Below are 20,328 nucleotides of genomic sequence, written 5' to 3'. Positions count from 1 at the left end.
TGGAGAACCGACATGCAAGACAGCAACAGCAACTCACCCACCGTCGTCATCACCGGCGCCTCGAGCGGCATCGGCCTGGGCCTTGCGCAGGCCTACCTGGAGCGCGGCTTCAACGTGGTCGCGAATGCGCGCACCGAAGAGCGGCTTGCCGCCGCCGCAAAGCAGCTGGGCAACCCGGCGCGCTTCCTGGGCGTGGCGGGCGACATCGGCAAGCGCGATACCGCGCAGCAGCTCATCGACCGCGCCGTGGAGCGCTTCGGCCAGGTCGACGTGCTCGTCAACAACGCGGGCATCTTCAATGCCAAGCCGTTCGTCGAATACACAGAGGAAGAGCTCGACCAGCTGGTGGCCACCAACCTCAAGGGCTTTGTCTACGCCTCGCAGGCCGCGGCAAGGCACATGGTGGCGCGCCGCCAGGGCCACATCGTGAACATCACCGCCAGCATCGCACTGCAGCCGAACCAGCAGGTGCCCGCCCTGCTGCCGGTGCTCATCAAGGGCGGCATCAACGCCGCAACGCGCGCGCTGGCGCTCGAACTCGCGCCGCACAACGTCAAGGTGAATGCGGTGGCGCCCGGCATCGTCGACACGCCGCTGTACACGCCCGAGCAGCACGGCTTCCTGAACGGCCTTGCGCCCGCCGGACGCATTGCGACCGTGCGCGAAATCGCCGATGCGGTGCTCTACCTCACGAGCGCCGATTTCACGACGGGCGTGGTGCTGCCGGTGGACGGCGGCATGAGCACGGGCAAGTGGTAATCACCTCGTTCAATCATCCAAGGAGCACACCATGCCTTTCATCAACCTGAAGATCACCCGCGACGGCGTGACGCGCGAACAGAAGACCCAGGTCATCGCCGAGTTCACGGAAACGCTTGAACGCGTGCTGAACAAGCCGCCCGAGTGGACGCACATCGTCATCGAGGAAATCGACACCGACGACTGGGGGTTTGCGGGCCTGACGACGACGGAGTACCGCAAGCGGCTGGCAGAAAAGGCGAAGCCGGCGAAGTGAAGGCGCCCGGGCGCGGCGAGCCGCGCCTATTCGATGAACCGCCGGAGCCCCTCCAGGTCGATCACGGTGATGCCGCCGTACTCGATGCGCAAAAAGCCCGCCTCCTTCAGCCGGTTCAACGCCGCATTGCACCGCTGCCGCGAGACCCCCGAAAGATTCGCAATCTCTTCCTGCGAGGTCTGCAGGTGCAGCTCGCTGCCCGGGTACAGCCACGGATGGAACAGCCCCGCCAGCGCGCGTGCCACCTGGCTGTCGGCGTCGAGCAGCCGGTGCGCCGCGTAGTTGCCCATGAACCAGTGCAACCGCTCGTTGAGCTGCTGCAGCAGAAAGTGATCGAAGCCGCGCTGCGTGCGGTGCAGCCACTCGAAAGTTTCCAGCGGCAGCTGGGCCACACGGCTGGGGCGTAGCGCAATGACGTCGGCCGAGCGCGGGGCGGCGCGCAGCAGCGTGCCTTCGCCGAACCAGCAGCCGACCGAGAGCCCGCCAAAGGTGACCGAGCGGCCGTCGCTGGAGGTGATCGACCACTTGAGCAGGCCTTCGAGCGTGCCGTACCAGTGCAGCGGCGTATCGCCGCGGCGGCACAGCGCGGCGCCGGCCGCAACCTCGACTTCGCGCATCTCGTCGAGCACGCGCTCGCGCGCCGCTTCGTCGAGCAGCGGAAACCAGGCCGAGCGCTGAAGCAGCTGCTCGATCGTGAGCGATGCCGCCTTGATGGCCGGCTTCGTCGTGGACATGAAAAGAAAGCTCCTGATGGCGCGGAAAAGGGGGCCGCGCCGCGTAAACCCTGACTCCAAATGTCGTCGCAATGACTGAGTGTGCCTGCGCCTCCAAAAAATAATAGCGCGCCCCTCATGAACGAAGACACCAGGAGACCCGGAGCATGTCGTCGAAGCGCAAAGTGATCGTGACCATTGCCCCCACGGGCGGCATGGCGCACAAGTCGCAGAACCCGCACCTTCCCACCCAGCCGGCCGAAATCGCGGCCGACGTGCTGCGCTGCTGGAACGCGGGCGCCAGCGTGGCGGCCATCCATGCGCGGCGGCCCGACGACGGCGCCACCTGCGACGCCGAGGTGTACCGCGACATCAACAGCCGCATCCGCGACGCCGGCTGCGACATCGTCATCAACAACTCCACTGGCGGCGGAGTGCATGGCGACATGGTGAAGCCGCTGGCGGGCGACCGCTGGGAGATTGCGTGGGAAGAGCGCATCAAGGGCATGGACGCCGGTGCCGAGATGTGCACGCTGGATGCGACCACCCTGAACCTGAGCTTCGAGGGCAGGCAGATCCTGATGGACACGCCCATCACCCGCGGCCGCGAACTGGCCGCCGGCATGAAGGCGCGCGGCATCAAGCCCGAGTGGGAGGTGTTCAGCCCCACGCACATCCTGCAGGACACGACCACGCTGATCGGCGAGGGCCACGACGACGAGCCCTACTTCATCAACCTGGTGATGAACGTGCACCGCAACTTCCAGAACGCGATGCCGTATTCGCCGCGCTTCCTGCAGATGATGGTCGACACCCTGCCCAAGGGCAGCATCTTCGGCGTGAGCGGCATCGGCACCTCGCAGCTGGAGGCCAATGTGGCGGCGCTGCTGCTGGGCGGGCATGCGCGCGTGGGGCTGGAAGACAACCTTTATTTCCGCCACGGCGAGCTCGCCACCAACGTGCAGCTGACCGAACGCATCGTGCGCGTTATCCATGAGCTCGACATGGAAGTGGCCACGCCGGCCGAAGCAAGGCAGATGATGGGACTGCCGCGCCGAGGCGGGCCGCGCCCCGAGTTCGCGCCGCGTTGAAGCGGCCGATCAACCCCGCAGAACCTTGCCAGAACCCGCCAGAAAAACAGGAGACATTCCATGAACAACCGCCGCCACTTCCTCCACACGCTCGGCGCAGCCACTGCGCTGGGTACCCTCTCCCCGCTGGCCGCGCTGGCCCAGGCGCTCGAGCAGGTCAAGATCTACTACGGCTTTCCGGCCGGCAGCGCGGGCGACAGCGTGGCGCGCCGCGTGGGCGAAAAGCTCGCGGGCTCGGCCTACACGCGCAACGTGGCCGTGGTCGAGAACAAGCCAGGAGCGGGCGGCCGCATTGCGCTCGAAAGCCTGAAGAGCGCGCCGGCCGACGGAAGCGTGCTGGCACTGTCGCCGTTCTCGTGCACGTCGATCTATCCGCACATCTACAGCAAGCTCAGCTACGACCCGGCCAGGGACTTCGTGCCGGTGTCGATTGCCGCGGTCATGCACCACGGCCTTGCCGTCGGCCCGCTGGTGCCGCCCGAGGTGCGCACGGTGAAAGACTTTCTCGCCTGGGCAAAGGCCAACCCCAACCAGGCCAGCTACGGCTCGCCCGCGGCGGGCTCCACGCCGCACTTCATCGGCGCGCTGCTGGGCCTGAACAACGGAGTGGACCTGAAGCACGTGCCCTACCGCGGCTCGATTCCAGGCGTGACCGATGTGGTGGGCGGGCAGATTGCCGCCATGGTCACCCCCAGCGGCGACTTCATTCCCAACCACAAGGCCGGCAAGCTGCGGCTGATTGCCACATCGGGCAAGGCGCGCTCGCCCTTCTCGCCGGAGGTGCCGACCTTTGCAGAACAGGGCTTCGGCGAGCTGACCACCGAAGAGTGGTTTGGCTTCTACGCACCGGCCAAAACCCCCGCTAGCGTGGTGGCCGCGGCCAATGCCGCAATCAACGCAGCCATCAAGGAAAAGGTGGTGACGGACAGCCTGGCCGTGGTCGGCCTGATCGCCCAGGGCTCCACGGCCGAGGAGATGGCGCGTTCGCAGCGGGCCGAGGCGGAGCGCTGGGGGCCGCTGGTGAAGAAGATCGGCTTCACGGCGGATTCCTGAGGCGATGCGGATGGAACCGACTCCCCACCCTGCCAAATCCCCGCAGCGCGTGGCGGTGGTTGCGACGGGCGTCATCGGCGCCAGCTGGGCCGCCTTCTTCCTGGCAAAGGGGCTGGACGTAGACGCCACCGATCCCTCGCCCGATGCAGAGGCGCGGCTGCGCGCGGCGGTGGCCGCGCATTGGCCGACGCTTGAACGCTTCGGCCTGGCGGCCGGGGCTTCGGCCGGGCGGCTGCGCTTTCACGCCCGGCTTGAAGACGCCGTGGCGCACGCCGACTTCGTGCAGGAAAGCGGCCCCGAGCGGCTGGACTTCAAGACGGACCTGTTCCGGCGCATGGACGAGGCCGCGCCGGCCCATGCCATCCTGGCGTCGAGCTCTTCAGGGCTTGCCATCAGTGCCGTGCAGGCCGAATGCAAGCACCCGGAACGCGTGGTGCTGGGCCATCCGTTCAATCCGCCGCACCTGATTCCGCTGGTGGAAGTGGTCGGCGGCGAGCGCACTTCGGCCGAAACCATCGAACGCACGATGGCGTTCTATGCGGCCATCGGCAAGCGGCCGATCCACGTGAAGCGCGAGGTCAAGGGCCACATTGCCAACCGGCTGCAGGCCGCGCTCTGGCGGGAAGCCTTTCACCTGGTCAACGAAGGCGTGGCGAGCGTGGCCGACATCGACGCCGCCATTGCGCACGGCCCGGGCCTGCGCTGGGCGGTGATGGGGCCGTTCATGAACCTGCATCTCTCCGGCGGTGCGGGCGGCATCGAACACGTGCTCGCGCACCTGGGCGGGCCGATCGAGGACTGGTGGAAGGACCTCGGTGCGCCGTCGATGACGCCTGACCTCAAGCAGCAGGTGACGCAAGGCGTGGCCGAGGAACTGGGTGCGCGGCGCGTTACCGACCTGGAAGCAGCGCGGGACATCCTGCTGTTAGACCTGATTCGCGCCAAGGCCGATACCGGCAGACTCGACTAGAAATGACCGACGACGACTTCCTCCTGGACGAGAGCCACATCGCCCCGCCCCGCACGGTGCGCATCGACTTCGACGACGGCTCCTTCGCGCTGCGTTCACCGGTGGCCCTGCGGCCCTATGCGCGCTGCATCGGCGAATGGATCGAGCGCTGGGCGCGCGAAACCCCCGACGCGCTGGCCTTTGCGGAGCGCGACGAGAGCGGCGAAGGCTGGCGCAGGCTCGACTACCGCGCGCTGCGCAAAGCCGTGGGCGCGGTGGCGCAGGCGCTGCTCGACCTGAAGCTGCCCGAGGGCAAGCCCATCGCGATCCTCTCGGACAACTCGATCGACCATGCCGTGCTGATGCTGGCGGCCATGCACATCGGGCGCACGGCCTGCTCGCTGTCGAGCGCGTACTCGCGCATGGCCAAGGACCCGTCGCGGCTGCACGGCATGCTGCAGGCGCTGCAACCGGCGCTGGTCTACGCATCGGACGCCAAGGTGTACGGCGGCGCGCTCGCGGGCTGCGGCGTGGAGGCGGTGGCAGTGTTCAGCCGCAATGCCGATGTGCATGCCGGCGCCCTGCCCCTCGCGCAACTGCTCGAGGCCAGCGAAACGCCGGCCGTGATGCAGGCCTACCAGGCCGTGCTGCCCGACACCCACGCCAAGTACCTGCTGACCTCGGGTTCCACGGGCAAGCCCAAGGTGGTGATCAATACGCACCGCATGCTGTGCGCCAACCAGCAGATGATGGCGCAGACCTGGCGTTTTCTCACGCAGGAGAAGCCGGTGCTGGTCGACTGGCTGCCCTGGAGCCACACCTTCGGCGCCAACCACAACCTGAACATGGTGCTGTGCCACGGCGGCGCGCTGTACATCGACGAGGGCCGGCCTGCGCCGGGGCTCATCGAAAAGACCGTGCGCAACCTGCGCGAGGTAAAACCCACGCTGCTGTTCAACGTGCCGCGCGGGTTCGACATGCTGCTGCCGTTTTTCGAAGCCGACGATGCGCTCGCGGCCGAGGTGTTCTCGCGGCTGCGGCTCGCCTTCTATGCGGCGGCGGCGCTCGCGCCCTCGACCTGGCAGCGGCTCGAAGCAGTGGCCGAGCGCGTGCGGCCCGAGCGGCCGCTGTGGCTCACCACCTCGTGGGGAGCGACCGAAACTTCGCCCGCCATCACCTCGGCGCACTGGAAGCTCGACGGCGCGGGCTGCATCGGCGCACCGCTGCCGGGGCTCGAACTCAAGTTCGTGCCCAACGGGCAGAAGCTCGAGATGCGCGTCAAGGGCGTCTCGGTATTTCCGGGCTACCGCCATGCGCCGCGCGAAACGGCGGAGGCGTTCGACGAAGAGGGCTACTACCGCATCGGCGATGCGGGCTATCTGGCCGATGCCGGCCGGCCCGAGCGCGGCGTGGTCTTCAACGGCCGCGTGGCCGAAGACTTCAAGCTCTCGAGCGGCACCTGGGTGTCGGTGGGTACCCTGCGCGTCAAGCTGGTGTCGATGCTGGCGCCGCATGCGCAGGACGTGGTGCTCACCGGCCATGACGGCGACGAGATCGGCATGCTGGTGTTTGCCGCTCCCCAGGCTGCGCCGCAGGCACTGGCCGCGCGAATCGCCGACGTGCTGCGCACGCTGCGGGACGAAGGCGGGGGATCGTCGCAGTGCCCCACGCGCGCGCTGGTGCTCATCGAGCCGCCGAGCCTGGATGCGGGCGAGATCACCGACAAGGGCTACATCAACCAGCGCGCGGTGCTCACGCGGCGCGCGGCCGACGTGGCACGGCTGCATGCCGGCGCGGGGCACGACTTGCAGGTGATACGCCCGGGCGATTGAATCACGAGGGCTGCTCGAACAGCGCCAGCAGCGTGTTCTTCAGCCACTGGTGCAGCGCGGAGGTCTCGTGCCGCTGGTGCCAGAAGAGTTCGATGATGCGCGCCGGCGCCTCCAGCGGCACCGGCATCCGGCGCAGGCCGGCCAGGCGCGCGGGCTCGAACTTCTCGGACCACGGCAGCACTGCGATCAGGTCGGAACGGCGCACCACCTCGTACGCCGCGCCATAGTGGTTCACCGTCGCGACGAGGTTGCGTTGCAGCCCGCGGCTGTGCAGGAACAGGTCGTAGGTGGGCGTGGTCTTGCCAACCAGGCTCACGTCCACGTGGCGCGCCGCCAGGAATTTCTTCAGCGGGATCCTGTCGGCACGCGCCAGTGAATGCCCGGTGCGCATGACGCAGACGAAATCGGGCGACCACAGCGCCCTTGACTTGAGAAATGCCGGTCGCTGCACTTCCTCGTTGTAGACGCTGATCGCGAAGTCGGCCTTGTTGTCAGCCAGCACCTTGTCGAAATCCACCAGCCTGTTGGGAATGGCATGGATCTGCATCGACGGCGCCGCCTTGCTGAGCTTGCTGGCGAGCCGCGGCACCACGATGCCCGACACGTAGTCTGACATCGCGATGCTGATGCTGGCTGTGCTGCGCAGGGCGTCGAAGCGCTCTACATCGAGCGTGCCGCGAATCGCATGGAGCGACTGCGACAGCGGCTCCCACAGGTCGATGGCCCGCCGAGTCGGGTTGACGCCGGCGCCGCTGCGCACGAACAGCGCATCGTCGAAGGTTTCCCGCAAGCGGCGCAGTGCATTGCTGACCGCCGGCTGCGTGAGCGACAGCTTGCTGGCTGCGCGTGTGACGTTGCCTTCGGTCATGAGGGCCTCGAACACCTTCAGCAGGTTGAGATCGGCGGAGCGGTAGTTCATTGTGCGGCCTGACCATTCACTGAATCTATAAACACAATCACACGTATAAATTTGTCGTGATATCCCCGCGATCCTACGATCTGCCGCTTCATCGCACTACCACCGAAGTCGAGGGATTCACATGACCATGCTGTCGGCTCGTATCGAGCGCCTGCCCTTCTCCGGTTTTCACCGCCGGCTGCTCATGATGGGAGGGCTGGGCTACACCTTCGACGCAATGGACGCCGCGGTAATCGCCTTCGTACTGCCGGTGCTGCGCACCGAATGGGGGCTCAGCAGCGTGCAGATAGGCGTGCTGGCAAGCGCGAACTTCATCGGCTTCTTCTTCGGTGCGCTCGCGTCCGGCACCTGCGGAGACCTGTTCGGGCGGCGCGTGGTCATGATGTCGGCGCTGGCGATCTACTGCGTGGCATCGCTCTTCAGCGGCATGGTCGACAGCTGGACGGTGTTCCTTGCGCTGCGCATCGTGGCCGGCTTCGGCGCAGGTGCCGAGAGCGCGATCATTGCGCCCTACCTTTCGGAGTTCGTGGCGCGCCGCTACCGGGGCACTTTCACCGGCGCACTCGCGGGCTTCTTCTCGTTCGGCTTCGTCGCGGCGGCGCTGCTGGGCTACTTCATCGTGCCGGCGCATCCGCAAGGATGGCGCATCGTCATCTTCATTACCGCGATGCCGGTGCTGCTGCTGTTGTGGTGGCGGCGCGCACTGCCCGAATCGCCGCGCTGGCTCGAAAGCCAGGGCCGGCAGGCCGAAGCCGAAACCATCGTCGACGCGATGGAGTCCGAGACGGTGGAGCGCGGCCTTGCGTTGCCCGCGCTCAACGCGGAAGACGTGGCCGCGCCGCCGCCCAGCAACAGCCGCGGCAGCCTGTTGAAGAACTACGCCACGCTGGTTTCCCGCAAGCTCATCCGCATCAGCACCATGACCTGGCTGATGTGGCTGGCGATCACCTTCAGCTACTACTCGTTCTTCACCTGGATTCCCAGCCTTCTGATCCAGAACGGCATGACGATCACCAAGAGCTTCGGCTACTCGCTCGTGATCTACCTCGCGCAGATTCCGGGCTACTTCTCGGCCGCATGGCTCAACGAGAAGATCGGCCGGCAAGCCACCATCGTGAGCTACATGCTGCTGGGCGGCATCTCTGCGCTGGGGCTGGCCTTTACGCACAGCGACGCTCAGATCATGGCGGCAGGCGTTCTGCTGTCCTTCTTCATGAACGGCACCTACGCGGGTGTCTATGCCTACACACCAGAGGTGTTTCCGACCCAGGTGCGAGCAACGGGCTCGGGCTTGGCGTCGGCCATCGGGCGCATCGGAGGCATCACGGCGCCGATCTTGGTGGGCTTTATCTATCCGGCGCTGGGCTTTGCGGGCGTGTTCGGCATGACCACGGCAGTGCTGCTGCTGGGCGCGGCGGCCGTCACCTTCATGGGCATTCCGACACGTGGCCGCTCGCTCGAAGACATTGCGGCAGCCGAACTTTCCTGACACAAGACATCCATGCAACCCAAGCTTCTCGATGAATCGCTGTCGGTCGTCGCACGCGCGCACGCCGACACGCAGCAACCCCAGGCCACCTTCGGCGCGCTCGACAAGGCTGTGGCCGCAACCATCGGCCACCGGCTCTTCACCATCCTGGTGCACCACCGGGAGGCGCGAGAGTCGGAGCGCGTGTACACCAACATGCGCGAGGCCTACCCGGTGGGCGGGCGCAAGCCGGTTACCGATTCACCGTGGATGCAGCAGGTAATGCAGCGCGGCCTGCCTTACATCGGCCGCAACGCCGACGACCTGCGCGACGTTTTCTACGACCACGAACTCATCGTTTCGCTGGGCTGCCGCAGCGTGCTGAACATTCCGCTGCGCTGGCGCGGCGAAACACTGGGCACGCTCAACATGCTGCATGAAGAGAACTGGTACGGCACCGGGCATGTCGAGCTCGCGCGCGTGTTCGCGCAACTGGCGGTGCCCGCCGTGATGGCGCAACACAGCAAGGAGTCCAGGGCATGACGAACACGGTGCTTTTCAAGAACGCCTACCTGCTCGATCCGCTACGCGGCGAACTGATGGAAGGGCACGACGTGCTGGTGGAAGACGGCGTGGTGCGCGAGGTCTCCGACAAGCCGCTGCAGAGCAAGGCAGCGCGGGTCATCGACCTGAAGGGCAAGACGCTGATGCCCGGCCTGATCGACCTGCACGTGCACGTGGTCGCGGTGGAGCTCAATCTCTCGCGGCAGGTGCACATGCCGAACGTGCTCATTACGCTGCGCAGCGTGTCCATGCTGCGCGGCATGCTGCGACGCGGGTTCACCACCGTACGCGATGCCGGCGGTGCGGGGTTTGCGTTCAAGCAGGCGGTCGAATCCGGGCTGGCCCAGGGCCCGCGCCTGTTCGTCTCGGGCCGCGCGCTGAGCCAGACGGGCGGTCACGGCGACATGCGGGCGCGCTCCGACTTTCTCGACCCCAACGGCCCCTGTCCGACCTGCGTGCGGGTGGGCGCGCTGGCACGCGTGGTCGACGGGGTCGACGCGGTGCGCCGGGCCGTGCGCGAAGAACTGCAGATGGGCGCGGACCAGATCAAGATCATGGCCTCGGGCGGCGTGGCCTCGCCGACCGACCCGGTGGGCGCTTTCGGCTACAGCGAGGATGAGATCCGCGCCATCGTCGAGGAAGCGCGGGCACGCGGCACCTATGTGCTGGCCCACGCCTACACCGCAGAGGCCATTGCCCGGGCCGTGCGCTGCGGTGTGCGCACCATCGAGCACGGCAATCTGGTGGACGCGCCCACGGCGGCGCTCATGGCGCAAATGGCCGCCTTCGCGGTGCCGACGCTGGTCACCTACGACGCGCTGGCCAATGAAGGCGAGAGCTTTGGCCTGCCGAAGGAAAGCGTCGCCAAGGTGGCCGACGTGCGCGAGGCCGGCCTGCGCTCGCTGGAGATCTACAAGGCGGCCGGCGTGAAGATGGGCTTCGGCTCGGACCTGCTGGGCGAATCGCAGCGGCTGCAGAGCGACGAGTTCCGCCTGCGTGCCGAGGTGTTGTCGCCGGCCGAGGCCATCGCCAGTGCCACCGTGATCGGCGCCGAAGTGCTGGGCATGCCAGACCGGCTGGGCCGCCTGGTGCCGGGTGCGCTGGCCGACCTCCTGGTGGTCGACGGCAATCCGCTGCGCGACGTCTCGTGCCTGCTGGGGCAAGGCGAGCGCATTCCGCTGGTCATGAAGGAGGGTGTGATCCAGTTCAACGAGCTGGCGTGACGCCCGGCTTCCGTGGCGCAGGCGCCGCCTTTTTGGTGGGTGTCTCCGCGCCGAACAGCTTTTCCACCTGCTGCCCCACGCGCGCGCCGATGGCCGTGCCCACGCCCGGCAGCACCGCGGTGCCGACCGCGGCGCCGGCCAGCGCACCGCCGGTCAGGGAAATCTGTGGGTCGCTGGCGGTGCCGCCGATCTTGAGCGGCATGCCGACCACGCCGTCGACGATATCGACCGCCAGCTCGCCGTCCAGCTTGCGGTTGAAGAACCGCAGGTTGCCGCTGGCGGTAAGTACCCCGGAGCGCGCCTTGAGGTTGGTGTAGCGCAGCACGATGCCGTCTTCGGTGCCCTGCGTTTCGAGAGTGCCCGTGAGCTCGTCGAGCGGCGTGGTGCCGCTGCGCTCGGTACCCGCGGTGAGCACCGTCTTGGCCAGGTCCAGCCCGGTGAGCGTGGCGGGGCGGACCGAAAAGGTGGTGCGGGAGCGCATGCCGCGGATCAGCCCGCCCAGGTCGCCGGCCTCGGCCACCAGCGTGGAAAAGCCGGAAACCTTGCCGACGACCGCCGTGCGCCGGCCGAAGGCTTGCACCAGGCCTTCGAGGTCGATCTGGCGCGGCTCGAGTTCGGCCGATACGCGCAGCCTGTCTTCCGGCAGCGTTTCCAGCAGAGTGACACCGTTCCACGTGCCGCCGCCCACGTCGATGCGGGTGCGCCACCGGTCCTGTCCTGCCGCGGCGCGGTCCAGGCGCAGCCGGGCGGGAGGCGATGCGCCGGCGCGTTCGAGGCGCGCCTGGCGCGGGCGCCAGTTGGCATCGAAGCTGATCTCGCCGTCATAGGCCAGCGCAATATCGCGCCGGTCGATCCAGACCACGTCGCGCCAGCGCAGCTTTTCGAGCGGCACGGGCGCGAGCGTCCAAGGAGAGGGCAGCGCGACAATGTTGCCGGCTTCCTTCGGCTTGGGCTCCTTGCCGCGAAATGCGCGGAACGATTCGCGCGGCAGCACCAGGCTTTCGATCTCGGCCTCGTCGAGGGCGACGACGCGGCGCAGCAGCTCACCTAGCTTGAACTGGAGGGTGATGCGGCGCAGCGTGATCGGGCGGGGCTGATCGGTAGCGACGTTGGAAAGCACGAGCACGGGCGCCGGAAGCAGCGCCCAATGCGCACCGCCCACCTTCAGGCCAACGCCGAAGCGCTTTTCGAAGGCTTCGGAAATCCGGACCGCCACCTCTTCGTCGCTGGGCAAGCGGGTGCTTACCACCCACACCAGCCCCCCGGCTCCGAGCAGCAGGACCGCGGCAATGCCGGCAAGCCAGAGTCTGAAAGGGCGCTTCATCGCAGCAAGTTAGCACGCAAAGGAGACTGCCATTGTCAGCCGCCATCGCTATAGTTTCCAGAACATCCGTACCGGAGAAAACGAATGCGAATCTGGAAGAAAGACATCTCGGTCGAAGAGCTCACCCGCAACCACATCGGCACCGCCGTTTCCACGCTGGGCATGGAGTTTCTGGAGGTGGGCGACGACTTCATCCGCGCCCGCGTGCCGGTGGACGAGCGCACGCGCCAGCCCTACGGCATCCTGCACGGCGGGGTGTCGGTGGTGCTGGCCGAAACGCTGGGCTCGTGCGGCGCGCACTATTCGGCGCCCGAGGGCGACCGGGCCGTGGGCCTGGACATCAACGCCAACCACATCCGCTCGGCCACCAGCGGCTGGGTCACGGGCACGGCACGGCCGGTGCACCGCGGGCGCACCACGCAGGTGTGGCAGATCGACATGACCAACGACGCGGGCGACCTGACCTGCGTCTCGCGCATCACAATGGCGGTGCTGCCGCCGCGCTAGCGAACAAGACAGCCGCCCGGCGCGCGGGGCGGCAGCGGGCCGATAAAAGCGGCCAGAACAAGCCCACAAGGCACATAAAACTACCGAGGAGATAACCACTCATGAGCAATCTATTCAGCTGGCGCGAAGTCGCCGCCACCGAGGGCAGCGTGGTCGCGCCCGACGAACGCCTGCCCTGGCTGCAGACCGGCGCCATGGGCGTGCAGCACGTCATTGCGATGTTCGGCGCCACGGTGCTGGCGCCCATCCTCATGGGCTTCAATCCGAACATCGCGATTCTCATGAGCGGCATCGGCACGCTCATCTTCTTCCTGGTGACGGGCGGCAAGGTACCCAGCTACCTGGGCTCCAGCTTCGCCTTCATCGGCGTGGTCATTGCGGCCACCGGCTATGCGGGCAAGGGGCCGAACGCCAACATTGCAGTGGCGCTGGGCGGCATCGTGGCCTGCGGGGTGATCTACATCCTTATCGGCGCGATCGTGCAGGCCGTGGGCACGGGGTGGATCGAACGCTTCATGCCGCCGGTGGTTACCGGTGCGGTGGTGGCGGTGATCGGGCTCAACCTGGCAAGCGTGCCGGTCAAGAACATGGCGGCCGGCAACTTCGACGCCTGGATGCAGGCCATGACCTTTCTTTGCGTGGGGCTGGTGGCGGTGTTCACGCGCGGCATGCTGCAGCGCCTGCTGATCCTGGTCGGGCTGATCCTGGCCACCGTGATTTATGCGGCGCTTACCAACGGCATGGGCCTGGGCAAGCCGGTGGACCTGAGCGGCATTGCCAACGCGGCGTGGTTCGGCCTGCCGACCTTCACCGCGCCTGTGTTCACGGCCAATGCCATGCTGCTGATTGCACCGGTGGCGATCATCCTGGTGGCGGAAAACCTTGGCCACCTGAAGGCCGTCACCGCCATGACGGGCCGCAACCTCGACCCCTACATCGGCCGCGCGTTCATCGGCGACGGCATTGCCACAGTGGTGAGCGGCGCCGCCGGCGGCACGGGCGTGACCACCTATGCCGAGAACATCGGTGTGATGGCGGCCACGCGCATCTATTCAACGGCGGTGTTCGTGGTGGCCGCGGTCATTGCGCTGGTGCTGGGCTTCAGCCCCAAGTTCGGCGCGCTGATCCAGGCGATTCCGCTGCCGGTGATGGGCGGCGTGAGCATCGTGGTGTTCGGCCTCATTGCCATTGCGGGCGCCAAGATCTGGGTCGACAACCGGGTCGACTTCTCGCAGAACAAGAACCTCATCGTGGCCGCGATCACGCTGATCATCGGCACCGCCGACTTCACCTTGAAGTTCGGCGACTTCGCTCTGGGCGGCATCGGAACCGCCACTTTCGGTGCGATCATTCTTTACGCACTGCTGGGCCGATCGCGCAACGCCTGAGCGCAGTGAAAGTGAAACGCCGTGCAAGAAGTGTTGTTGCGGGTGATTGATGCGGGGGCCGGTCGCCGGCCCGAAGCCCGCGCCCGTTAGACTCCAACGCTTTTCGCACCGACGTTTTCCAATGGCCGATGTCTCCGCCGCGCGCACCAAGGCGGTTTTCGAATTCAAAAGCGCCACGCTGCCGCTGATTGCAGTGATCCTCAAGACGGCCGACCTGGCCGTGCTGGCCGAGGCACTCGATGCGCAACTGGCCGACTCGCCCGATTTCTTCGAGCAGGAGCCGGTGGTCATCGACCTCTCGCAGCTCCAGCCCGACGAAGAGAGCGGTGAGGAACCCGCCGAGCTCGACTTTGCGGCGCTGCGCGGCCTCTTGGCGCGCCACCAGACGCAACCCATTGCGGTGCGCGGGGGCAACGACGCCCAGAATGCCGCGGCCCGCGCGGCCGGCCTCTCGTTGACGGCGATGCCGGTGGCGCCCGCGCCGCGTTCCCCCGCACCGCCGGCCGCAGCCCCAGCGCCCGCCAGCGAGGCCCCGCAAATCGTGCGCGAAGTACCGGTGCCCGCCAACGGCACGCTCGTGATCGACAAGCCGCTGCGCTCTGGCCAGCAGGTCTACGCTCGCGGCGGCGACGTGGTGGTGACCGCGGTGGTGAGCTTTGGCGCCGAAGTCATCGCCGACGGCAACGTGCATGTGTATGCACCGCTGCGAGGCAAGGCGATTGCCGGCGCCCGCGGCAACACCGAGGCGCGCATCTTCTCGACCTGCATGGAAGCGCAGCTGGTGGCCATTGCGGGCATCTACCGCACCAACGAAGTGCCGCTGCCCGACCCCGTGCTTGGCAAGCCCGCGCAAATACGCCTCGACGGCAAGAAGCTAGTGATCGACGCGATTCCCTGACCGGGCACGCGGCGAATCTTAAAAACCAACAACCGAATCGAAACAAGAAGGAATGGCCATGGCCAAAATTGTGGTGGTGACCTCAGGCAAGGGCGGCGTCGGCAAGACCACGACGAGCGCCAGCTTTGCGTCGGGCCTCGCGCTCGCGGGCAAGAAGACGGCGGTGATCGACTTCGACGTGGGCCTGCGCAACCTCGACCTGATCATGGGCTGCGAGCGCCGCGTGGTGTACGACCTGATCAACGTGATCCAGGGCGAAGCCAACCTGAGCCAGGCGCTCATCAAGGACAAGCAGTGCGACAACCTCTTCGTGCTGGCGGCCTCGCAGACGCGCGACAAGGAGGCCCTGACGCAAGAGGGCGTGGAAAAGGTGCTGAACGACCTGGCCGCCATGGAGTTCGACTACATCGTGTGCGACTCGCCCGCGGGCATCGAGACCGGCGCGATGATGGCCATGCACTTTGCAGATGAGGCACTGGTGGTGACCAACCCCGAGGTATCCTCGGTGCGCGACTCCGACCGCATCCTGGGCATGCTGAGCAGCAAGACCAAGCGGGCGAAGGAAGGCGGCGACCCCATCAAGGAGCACCTGCTGATCACCCGCTACAACCCCAACCGCGTGGCCGGCGGCCAGATGCTCTCGCTGGAAGACATCCAGGACATCCTGCGCATCAAGCTGATCGGCGTCATTCCCGAATCCGAAAGCGTGCTGCAGGCGTCCAACCAGGGCGTGCCCGCCATCCACGACAAGGACACCGACGTGGCCAAGGCCTACAGCGACGTGGTCGCGCGCTTCCTGGGCGAAGACCGCCCGATGCGCTTCGTCGATGCCGAAAAGCCGGGCTTCTTCAAGCGAATCTTTGGAGGCAAGTAGGCCATGTCCTTTTTCTCGTTCCTGCTCGGCGAAAAGAAGAAGACAGCCAGCGTCGCCAAAGAGCGGCTGCAGATCATCCTCGCGCACGAGCGGTCCAGCCTCAGCGGCAAGAAGCGCCCCGACTACCTGCCCGACCTCCAGCGCGAGCTGATGGCGGTGATCTCCAAATACGTGAAGATCAATGCCGAGGACATCAAGGTTCACCTGGAAAAGCAGGACGACCTCGAAGTGCTCGACATCAAGATCGAACTGCCCGACGCCTCGCCCACGCCGGCGCGCTGAACGCCCGCGAGGCGGGCCGCGCAACCCGCTCTGCCTGCGCGGCTTCGGTCAGTCCGCACGCGCAATGAAGCGCGTTACCTGGCGGACCACCTCCTCTTCCTTGAGGATGCGGCGGTGCCCCAGCCCCTGCGTGGCCACGAGCTGCGCCCCCTTGATTGCATCGCGGTAGGCCTCCGCATCGGCGAACCGGTTCACGCGGTCGTCACGGTCGTGCACGATCAGCGTCGGCTGCACGATGCGCGGCCCCACGGCGGCCGGTTCGAGCTGTGCCATCAAGAAGCCTTCCTGCGCCTCGAACAGCCGCTGCATGGCGAGCCGCGTCTTCTCGCTCAGCCCGAAGGTGTGCGTGAAGTAGCGAGTGAATTCGCGCGCCGACGCCGGTGGTGCCAGCAGCACCAGCCGCTCGGCGCGCAAGCCCTGCGCGGCGGCCACCCCGAGCGCGTTGGCGCCCATCGAATGCGCGACCACGGCGCTGAGCGCATGGCCGTCCGCCACGAGCCTTGCCACCACGTACGAGATGGCACGCGCGAACTGCGGCGCGTTGCTCATCATGCCGGCGCTGCGGCCATGGGCCGGCAGCTCGAGCAGCACCGGGCGCAGGCCGGCGCCGGCAACCGCCTCCGCCAGCGTCAGCATCTGGCCCGCATGCCCGCCCCAGCCGTGCACCAGCAGCACGACGGGCGCGGATTCGGCGCCTGAATCCTGCGTGGCGAGGTGATAGAGCCCGAGGCTCGCGTTCTCGAAGCTCCAGGCTTCGCGCCGCCATCCTGCGCCGGGCGCCTGCGCGCGATAGAGCCACTTGAGCGGCAGCGGCGTGCCGAAGATGCGATGCGCCGCACGCACGCCCAATGCGGGCCACAGGCGCTCCGACGTGGTCAGGCCGAGGCGCACTGCGCGCATCAGGCGGCTGGGGCGGTAGTAGTTCGATTGCGCGGCATGCGTTGCCGCGGACGAGGAGGTGCTGCTGGTGCTTGTCATTCAATGGGCTCCCGCGTTCAGAACCAGACCCAGTCGTCGTTGCTGCGCGGCAGGCTGCGCAGCGCATCGCGGACGGTTTCGACGCCGATGGCGCCCACATAGACAACGAGGCAGAGAGCGATGATCAGCATGGTGCTGCTCCTTTTTTATCGCACGATTGTGCGAAATTGAATCGAAGAATGACGAAGGAAACTGCCCGTCCGGTGCTCAGGCGCGGTAGCTGGAAAGCAGCCGCTGCCAGGTGCGCATGGCGCGGTCGGCGGCTTGTGGATCGCGCAGAAAGCGCGCGTCGTGCAGAAGGCCGATGATGAGGCCGTTGATCTCGCTGACCACCTGCCCGGCGTCGGTGTCGGCCCGGAGTTCGCCGGTTTCGACCGCCTGCAGCACTGTGCGGCGTAGCGCGGCGCGCCAGCGGGTGATCTCGCTGAACAGCAGGTCGCGCAGCTCGCCTTCGCGGTCGTCGTACTCGAACGCGCCTGCCGTGTAGATGCAGCCGGTTTCGGCCTCGATGTCGCGGGTGCGAGCGATCCAGCGGTCGACGATGTCGTTGAGCCGTGCAAGGCCCTTCGGCTTTTGCATGGCGGGCACGAACACGTCGGCCAGGAAGCGGCGGCCGTACTCTTCGATCACGGCCTTCTGCAGCGCCTCGCGCGAGCCCACGCGGGAAAACACGCCGCTCTTGGAAAGCGCCAGGCGGCTGGCCACGGCCTGGAGCGTGATGGCTTCCAGGCCCTCGGTCAGGGCAACGTCCATCGCCGCACCGATGATGGCGGTGCGGGTGAGTTCGCTTTTCTGGGTCTTGGCGTCCATGGAGGCGACTTTAGCACATACGTGCGAAATTGCAAATCGGCGTGCGAGCGCAATGCAGCATGCCCGCAAAGATGATTTGCTCATGTGAAACCAACAAACGCATCGTTCCCCGCATATGCGCTTCTGCCGAGAATCGCTGGGCGGCCCCGCTACGGGCCTGTCACCGTTTTCCCCTCTCTCTTCCTCTCGGATTCCTTCGCGCCAGATGAACTTCCAACAACTGCGCTCGGTACGCGAGGCCGTTCGTTGCGGCTTCAACCTGACCGAGGTTGCCAACACGCTGCACACCTCCCAGCCGGGCGTGAGCCGGCAGATCCGCGAGCTGGAGGAAGAACTGGGCATCGAACTCTTCGTGCGCGCCGGCAAGCGGCTCACCGGGCTTACCGAACCAGGCGGCCACGTGCTGCCGATCATCGAGCGCATGCTGATGGAAAGCAGCAACCTGCGGCATGCGGGACAGGAGTTCGTGGCGCAGCAGAGCGGGCTGCTCTCGGTGGCGGCCACGCACTCGCAGGCGCGCTATGCAATGCCGGTGGCGGTGCAGGAATTTCGCGCGCAGTTCCCCAACGTGAAGCTGCACCTGCACCAGGGCTCGCCCAAGCAGATTGCGCAGATGCTGATCGAGGGCGAGGCCGACGTGGGCATTGCAACGGAAGCGCTCGGCGACTACCCGCAACTGGTGGCCCTGCCCTGCTACCGCTGGACGCACTCCGTGGTGGTGCCGCCGGGCCATGCGCTGCTCGACGCGCCGCTGACGCTGGAGGCGCTGGCGCGCTTTCCGCTCATCACCTACGACACCGGCTTTACGGGCCGCTCGCGGATCGACGAGGCGTTTGCGCAGCGAGGGCTGGCGCCGAACATCGTGTTGTCGGCCATGGATGCCGACGTGATCAAGACCTACGTGCAGCTGGGCATGGGCGTGGGCATCGTGGCCGGCGTGGCCTACGAGACCGAGCGCGACACGCAGCTGCGCGCGCTCGATGCGGGCCGGCTCTTCGGCATCAACCTGACCAAGCTCGCGGTGCGGCGCGGCAACTATCTGCGCAAGTACGTGTACGCGTTCATCGAATCGTTCGCACCCACGTTGACGCGCACCGTCGTCGAAAAGGCTCTGGGCGGCGAAGCGACGGGATCGCACTACGAAATCTAGCGCGGATGCAACGTATTCGACGCTCGCAGCAACAGGATTAAAAAAGAAGCATGCCGCTTCACACAGGGAGCGTACATTCGGGTTAATTCCTTGGCTTCCCGGAACGGATCAGCAATGGCATCGACCCCGCAGCAGCAACAGCAAACCAAGGCCGCCCTCAAGGCGGCCGACGCCGCCGAACGGCGTGAGCGGCTGAGACGGGCATTGCCCGCCACCGTGGAGTTGCTGCAAAGCCGCCAGGCCGACCGCATCGACGACAGCGACATCGAGGCGTATGTGAGCCTTAACTGGCTCGAATGGCACGGCGGCGGCCTGCGGCTCACCATCACCGGGCGCAACGTGTGCGCCCAGTCGCTGCCCACTGTGACAGCGTAGGCTGAGCCTGGCGCTTACTGGTTGCCCACGATGATCTGGGCAATCAGGCCCGTGGCAATGGCCGCGAGCACATAGTCGCCGCCCACGCCCACCCATTGGTAGCCGCGGGGCGGCTGCTGCAGGCGGTAGGCGCGCCAGTCGTTCACCACGTAGTTGCGGCCGCGGTACTCATGAGGCACACGTCCGCCGCGGCGCCACTCGGCGTGCGGTTGCGGATAACCGCGGCGATCGAAGTGGCGGCCTTCCCGGTAGTCTTCGCGGCTGTAGCGGTCGCCGCGATCGCCGCGCCGGTTGTCGTGCCGGTCGAACTGGCGATGCTGCTGTTCGTAGCGGCCGTTGCCGTGATCGTTGCCACGGTCGTAGCCCCGATCATGGCCACGGTCTTGCGCGAAGGCGCTTCCCGCTGCCATGCACATCGCGAGTGCCGCAGCTGCAACGGCCATGCTCTTTGACTTGATGATCATCTGGAACTCCTTCGTGTTGATGACGAGTCCATTGTCAGCAGCGCTTGTGTCTGCCCGGAGCACATCAGGTCGCCGTCAGGTGAAATCACGTAAGCGCTGGTATCGGGGCGGCACGTTGTCCTTCAATCCCGGTTTTGCATGGGTGATTTGCGTCGAGCTTGGGTGCTTTGGGGACAATGCGAATACAGATCATCAGGCGCTGGAGGCGCCATCAATCAAATATGCGCGACAAGATCATCGGTGCCATCGGCGTAATTTGGGGTGGAGGCATGCTCCTCCGGTGGTTCATGACGGGCCCGCCTGCCGGAGTGGGCGGCTACGAGGGCGGCCAGACAGCCGTCGCGTTCCTGGGCGCCGTCATGGTGGTTGCCGGCCTCTACCGGTTCTTCAAACGCCCTGATTGAACGGCGTCGGAAGCATGTGGTTCCGCGACTGCGTTTAAGCTCGCGCG

General features: G+C 66.7%; 23 protein-coding genes. 17 read left to right on the top strand and 6 right to left on the bottom strand.

Features of this window, described 5'->3' with window-relative positions; genetic code table 11:
* Window positions 1-12 precede the first annotated feature (12 nt).
* Together GOQ09_RS00415 and GOQ09_RS00410 are read left to right on the top strand one after the other, a co-directional pair.
* Window positions 13-759 carry an SDR family NAD(P)-dependent oxidoreductase gene (locus tag GOQ09_RS00415; RefSeq protein WP_157611193.1) on the top strand — a complete coding sequence of 249 codons (747 nt, stop codon included), beginning with the start codon at window positions 13-15 and terminating at the stop codon, window positions 757-759.
* A 31-nt stretch (window positions 760-790) separates the two neighbouring features.
* Window positions 791-1,015 (top strand): tautomerase family protein, encoded by a 225-nt coding sequence (locus GOQ09_RS00410; RefSeq protein WP_157611192.1) that lies wholly within the window; start codon window positions 791-793, stop codon window positions 1,013-1,015.
* Between the two features lie 26 nt (window positions 1,016-1,041).
* Here GOQ09_RS00410 and GOQ09_RS00405 read toward each other — a convergent pair whose 3' ends face one another.
* Window positions 1,042-1,749: a Crp/Fnr family transcriptional regulator gene (locus tag GOQ09_RS00405; RefSeq protein ID WP_157611191.1), complete on the bottom strand. Its 708-nt coding sequence runs from the start codon at window positions 1,747-1,749 to the stop codon at window positions 1,042-1,044.
* Window positions 1,750-1,895: 146 nt separating this feature from the next.
* Between GOQ09_RS00405 and GOQ09_RS00400 the strand changes: the two genes are divergently transcribed.
* The 4 genes from GOQ09_RS00400 to GOQ09_RS00385 are packed head-to-tail and all read left to right on the top strand — an operon-like array spanning window position 1,896 to window position 6,653.
* Window positions 1,896-2,819 carry a 3-keto-5-aminohexanoate cleavage protein gene (locus GOQ09_RS00400; RefSeq protein WP_157611190.1) on the top strand — a complete coding sequence of 308 codons (924 nt, stop codon included), beginning with the start codon at window positions 1,896-1,898 and terminating at the stop codon, window positions 2,817-2,819.
* Window positions 2,820-2,879: 60 nt separating this feature from the next.
* Window positions 2,880-3,872: a Bug family tripartite tricarboxylate transporter substrate binding protein gene (locus GOQ09_RS00395; protein ID WP_157611189.1), complete on the top strand. Its 993-nt coding sequence runs from the start codon at window positions 2,880-2,882 to the stop codon at window positions 3,870-3,872.
* 10 nt (window positions 3,873-3,882) lie between these two features.
* Window positions 3,883-4,842 (top strand): 3-hydroxyacyl-CoA dehydrogenase NAD-binding domain-containing protein, encoded by a 960-nt coding sequence (locus tag GOQ09_RS00390; protein ID WP_157611188.1) that lies wholly within the window; start codon window positions 3,883-3,885, stop codon window positions 4,840-4,842.
* A gap of 2 nt (window positions 4,843-4,844) precedes the next feature.
* Window positions 4,845-6,653 (top strand): feruloyl-CoA synthase, encoded by a 1,809-nt coding sequence (locus GOQ09_RS00385; protein ID WP_157611187.1) that lies wholly within the window; start codon window positions 4,845-4,847, stop codon window positions 6,651-6,653.
* Window position 6,654: 1 nt separating this feature from the next.
* Here GOQ09_RS00385 and GOQ09_RS00380 read toward each other — a convergent pair whose 3' ends face one another.
* Entirely contained in the window at window positions 6,655-7,572 is a 918-nt protein-coding gene (locus tag GOQ09_RS00380; protein WP_157611186.1) for a LysR family transcriptional regulator, read from the bottom strand.
* 121 nt (window positions 7,573-7,693) lie between these two features.
* On the opposite strand from GOQ09_RS00380, the gene GOQ09_RS00375 reads away from it, so the two are divergent.
* Genes GOQ09_RS00375 through GOQ09_RS00365 form a run of 3 tightly spaced genes read left to right on the top strand, consistent with a single transcriptional unit; the run spans window position 7,694 to window position 10,827 of the window.
* On the top strand, window positions 7,694-9,061 hold the full coding sequence (locus tag GOQ09_RS00375; RefSeq protein ID WP_157611185.1) for an MFS transporter: 1,368 nt from the start codon (window positions 7,694-7,696) through the stop codon (window positions 9,059-9,061).
* A gap of 12 nt (window positions 9,062-9,073) precedes the next feature.
* The gene (locus GOQ09_RS00370) at window positions 9,074-9,583 is read left to right on the top strand and encodes a GAF domain-containing protein (protein WP_157611184.1); all 510 of its coding nucleotides are present in this window, start codon (window positions 9,074-9,076) and stop codon (window positions 9,581-9,583) included.
* Window positions 9,580-10,827, top strand: coding sequence for a metal-dependent hydrolase family protein (locus GOQ09_RS00365; RefSeq protein WP_157611183.1), 1,248 nt, complete (start codon window positions 9,580-9,582; stop codon window positions 10,825-10,827). The genes GOQ09_RS00370 and GOQ09_RS00365 overlap by 4 nt, the downstream gene beginning before the upstream one ends.
* On the opposite strand, the gene GOQ09_RS00360 is transcribed toward GOQ09_RS00365, so the two are convergent.
* A complete protein-coding gene (locus GOQ09_RS00360) occupies window positions 10,811-12,151 on the bottom strand; it encodes a hypothetical protein (protein WP_157611182.1) in 1,341 nt (446 codons plus the stop codon). The genes GOQ09_RS00365 and GOQ09_RS00360 overlap by 17 nt on opposite strands.
* 84 nt (window positions 12,152-12,235) lie before the next feature.
* On the opposite strand from GOQ09_RS00360, the gene GOQ09_RS00355 reads away from it, so the two are divergent.
* The 5 genes from GOQ09_RS00355 to minE all read left to right on the top strand — a co-directional run bounded on the left by GOQ09_RS00355 (window position 12,236) and on the right by minE (window position 16,100).
* Entirely contained in the window at window positions 12,236-12,658 is a 423-nt protein-coding gene (locus GOQ09_RS00355) for a hotdog fold thioesterase (protein WP_021004772.1), read from the top strand.
* Between the two features lie 101 nt (window positions 12,659-12,759).
* Window positions 12,760-14,046, top strand: coding sequence for a solute carrier family 23 protein (locus tag GOQ09_RS00350; protein WP_157611181.1), 1,287 nt, complete (start codon window positions 12,760-12,762; stop codon window positions 14,044-14,046).
* A gap of 121 nt (window positions 14,047-14,167) precedes the next feature.
* On the top strand, window positions 14,168-14,944 hold the full coding sequence (gene minC / locus GOQ09_RS00345; RefSeq protein WP_157611180.1) for a septum site-determining protein MinC: 777 nt from the start codon (window positions 14,168-14,170) through the stop codon (window positions 14,942-14,944).
* 58 nt (window positions 14,945-15,002) lie between these two features.
* A complete protein-coding gene (gene minD / locus GOQ09_RS00340; RefSeq protein ID WP_157611179.1) occupies window positions 15,003-15,818 on the top strand; it encodes a septum site-determining protein MinD in 816 nt (271 codons plus the stop codon).
* 3 nt (window positions 15,819-15,821) lie between these two features.
* Window positions 15,822-16,100: a cell division topological specificity factor MinE gene (gene minE, locus GOQ09_RS00335; protein WP_126746603.1), complete on the top strand. Its 279-nt coding sequence runs from the start codon at window positions 15,822-15,824 to the stop codon at window positions 16,098-16,100.
* Between the two features lie 48 nt (window positions 16,101-16,148).
* Here the strand turns inward: minE and GOQ09_RS00330 are convergent, their stop codons facing one another.
* Entirely contained in the window at window positions 16,149-17,078 is a 930-nt protein-coding gene (locus GOQ09_RS00330) for an alpha/beta hydrolase (protein ID WP_157611178.1), read from the bottom strand.
* Window positions 17,079-17,285: 207 nt separating this feature from the next.
* Entirely contained in the window at window positions 17,286-17,888 is a 603-nt protein-coding gene (locus GOQ09_RS00325; protein ID WP_157611177.1) for a TetR/AcrR family transcriptional regulator, read from the bottom strand.
* A gap of 205 nt (window positions 17,889-18,093) precedes the next feature.
* Between GOQ09_RS00325 and GOQ09_RS00320 the strand changes: the two genes are divergently transcribed.
* Together GOQ09_RS00320 and GOQ09_RS00315 are read left to right on the top strand one after the other, a co-directional pair.
* A complete protein-coding gene (locus GOQ09_RS00320) occupies window positions 18,094-19,038 on the top strand; it encodes a CysB family HTH-type transcriptional regulator (RefSeq protein WP_157611176.1) in 945 nt (314 codons plus the stop codon).
* Between the two features lie 114 nt (window positions 19,039-19,152).
* Window positions 19,153-19,413 carry a hypothetical protein gene (locus GOQ09_RS00315; protein WP_126746599.1) on the top strand — a complete coding sequence of 87 codons (261 nt, stop codon included), beginning with the start codon at window positions 19,153-19,155 and terminating at the stop codon, window positions 19,411-19,413.
* 14 nt (window positions 19,414-19,427) lie between these two features.
* Here GOQ09_RS00315 and GOQ09_RS00310 read toward each other — a convergent pair whose 3' ends face one another.
* Entirely contained in the window at window positions 19,428-19,877 is a 450-nt protein-coding gene (locus GOQ09_RS00310; RefSeq protein ID WP_157611175.1) for an RcnB family protein, read from the bottom strand.
* Window positions 19,878-20,098: 221 nt separating this feature from the next.
* Here GOQ09_RS00310 and GOQ09_RS00305 point away from each other — a divergent pair, with 221 nt between their 5' ends.
* A complete protein-coding gene (locus GOQ09_RS00305; protein ID WP_126746597.1) occupies window positions 20,099-20,281 on the top strand; it encodes a hypothetical protein in 183 nt (60 codons plus the stop codon).
* Window positions 20,282-20,328: the final 47 nt, after the last annotated feature.

The sequence above is a fragment of the Variovorax paradoxus genome (assembly GCF_009755665.1).
GTDB lineage: Bacteria > Pseudomonadota > Gammaproteobacteria > Burkholderiales > Burkholderiaceae_C > Variovorax > Variovorax paradoxus_G.
Note: the sequence above shows the minus strand (reverse complement) of the source record. Positions and strands in the feature narration are given on the sequence as shown.

Coding starts and splice junctions, on each gene's coding strand:
- minD (WP_157611179.1), top strand. CDS start 15,003: ATGGCCAAAATTGTGGTGGTGACCTCAGGCAAGGGCGGCGTCGGCAAG.
- GOQ09_RS00355 (WP_021004772.1), top strand. CDS start 12,236: ATGCGAATCTGGAAGAAAGACATCTCGGTCGAAGAGCTCACCCGCAAC.
- GOQ09_RS00350 (WP_157611181.1), top strand. CDS start 12,760: ATGAGCAATCTATTCAGCTGGCGCGAAGTCGCCGCCACCGAGGGCAGC.
- GOQ09_RS00325 (WP_157611177.1), bottom strand. CDS start 17,888: ATGGACGCCAAGACCCAGAAAAGCGAACTCACCCGCACCGCCATCATC.
- GOQ09_RS00380 (WP_157611186.1), bottom strand. CDS start 7,572: ATGAACTACCGCTCCGCCGATCTCAACCTGCTGAAGGTGTTCGAGGCC.
- GOQ09_RS00320 (WP_157611176.1), top strand. CDS start 18,094: ATGAACTTCCAACAACTGCGCTCGGTACGCGAGGCCGTTCGTTGCGGC.
- GOQ09_RS00415 (WP_157611193.1), top strand. CDS start 13: ATGCAAGACAGCAACAGCAACTCACCCACCGTCGTCATCACCGGCGCC.
- GOQ09_RS00405 (WP_157611191.1), bottom strand. CDS start 1,749: ATGTCCACGACGAAGCCGGCCATCAAGGCGGCATCGCTCACGATCGAG.
- minE (WP_126746603.1), top strand. CDS start 15,822: ATGTCCTTTTTCTCGTTCCTGCTCGGCGAAAAGAAGAAGACAGCCAGC.
- GOQ09_RS00330 (WP_157611178.1), bottom strand. CDS start 17,078: ATGACAAGCACCAGCAGCACCTCCTCGTCCGCGGCAACGCATGCCGCG.
- GOQ09_RS00390 (WP_157611188.1), top strand. CDS start 3,883: ATGGAACCGACTCCCCACCCTGCCAAATCCCCGCAGCGCGTGGCGGTG.
- GOQ09_RS00365 (WP_157611183.1), top strand. CDS start 9,580: ATGACGAACACGGTGCTTTTCAAGAACGCCTACCTGCTCGATCCGCTA.
- minC (WP_157611180.1), top strand. CDS start 14,168: ATGGCCGATGTCTCCGCCGCGCGCACCAAGGCGGTTTTCGAATTCAAA.
- GOQ09_RS00400 (WP_157611190.1), top strand. CDS start 1,896: ATGTCGTCGAAGCGCAAAGTGATCGTGACCATTGCCCCCACGGGCGGC.
- GOQ09_RS00395 (WP_157611189.1), top strand. CDS start 2,880: ATGAACAACCGCCGCCACTTCCTCCACACGCTCGGCGCAGCCACTGCG.
- GOQ09_RS00305 (WP_126746597.1), top strand. CDS start 20,099: ATGCGCGACAAGATCATCGGTGCCATCGGCGTAATTTGGGGTGGAGGC.
- GOQ09_RS00360 (WP_157611182.1), bottom strand. CDS start 12,151: ATGAAGCGCCCTTTCAGACTCTGGCTTGCCGGCATTGCCGCGGTCCTG.
- GOQ09_RS00315 (WP_126746599.1), top strand. CDS start 19,153: ATGGCATCGACCCCGCAGCAGCAACAGCAAACCAAGGCCGCCCTCAAG.
- GOQ09_RS00385 (WP_157611187.1), top strand. CDS start 4,845: ATGACCGACGACGACTTCCTCCTGGACGAGAGCCACATCGCCCCGCCC.
- GOQ09_RS00375 (WP_157611185.1), top strand. CDS start 7,694: ATGACCATGCTGTCGGCTCGTATCGAGCGCCTGCCCTTCTCCGGTTTT.
- GOQ09_RS00410 (WP_157611192.1), top strand. CDS start 791: ATGCCTTTCATCAACCTGAAGATCACCCGCGACGGCGTGACGCGCGAA.
- GOQ09_RS00370 (WP_157611184.1), top strand. CDS start 9,074: ATGCAACCCAAGCTTCTCGATGAATCGCTGTCGGTCGTCGCACGCGCG.
- GOQ09_RS00310 (WP_157611175.1), bottom strand. CDS start 19,877: ATGATCATCAAGTCAAAGAGCATGGCCGTTGCAGCTGCGGCACTCGCG.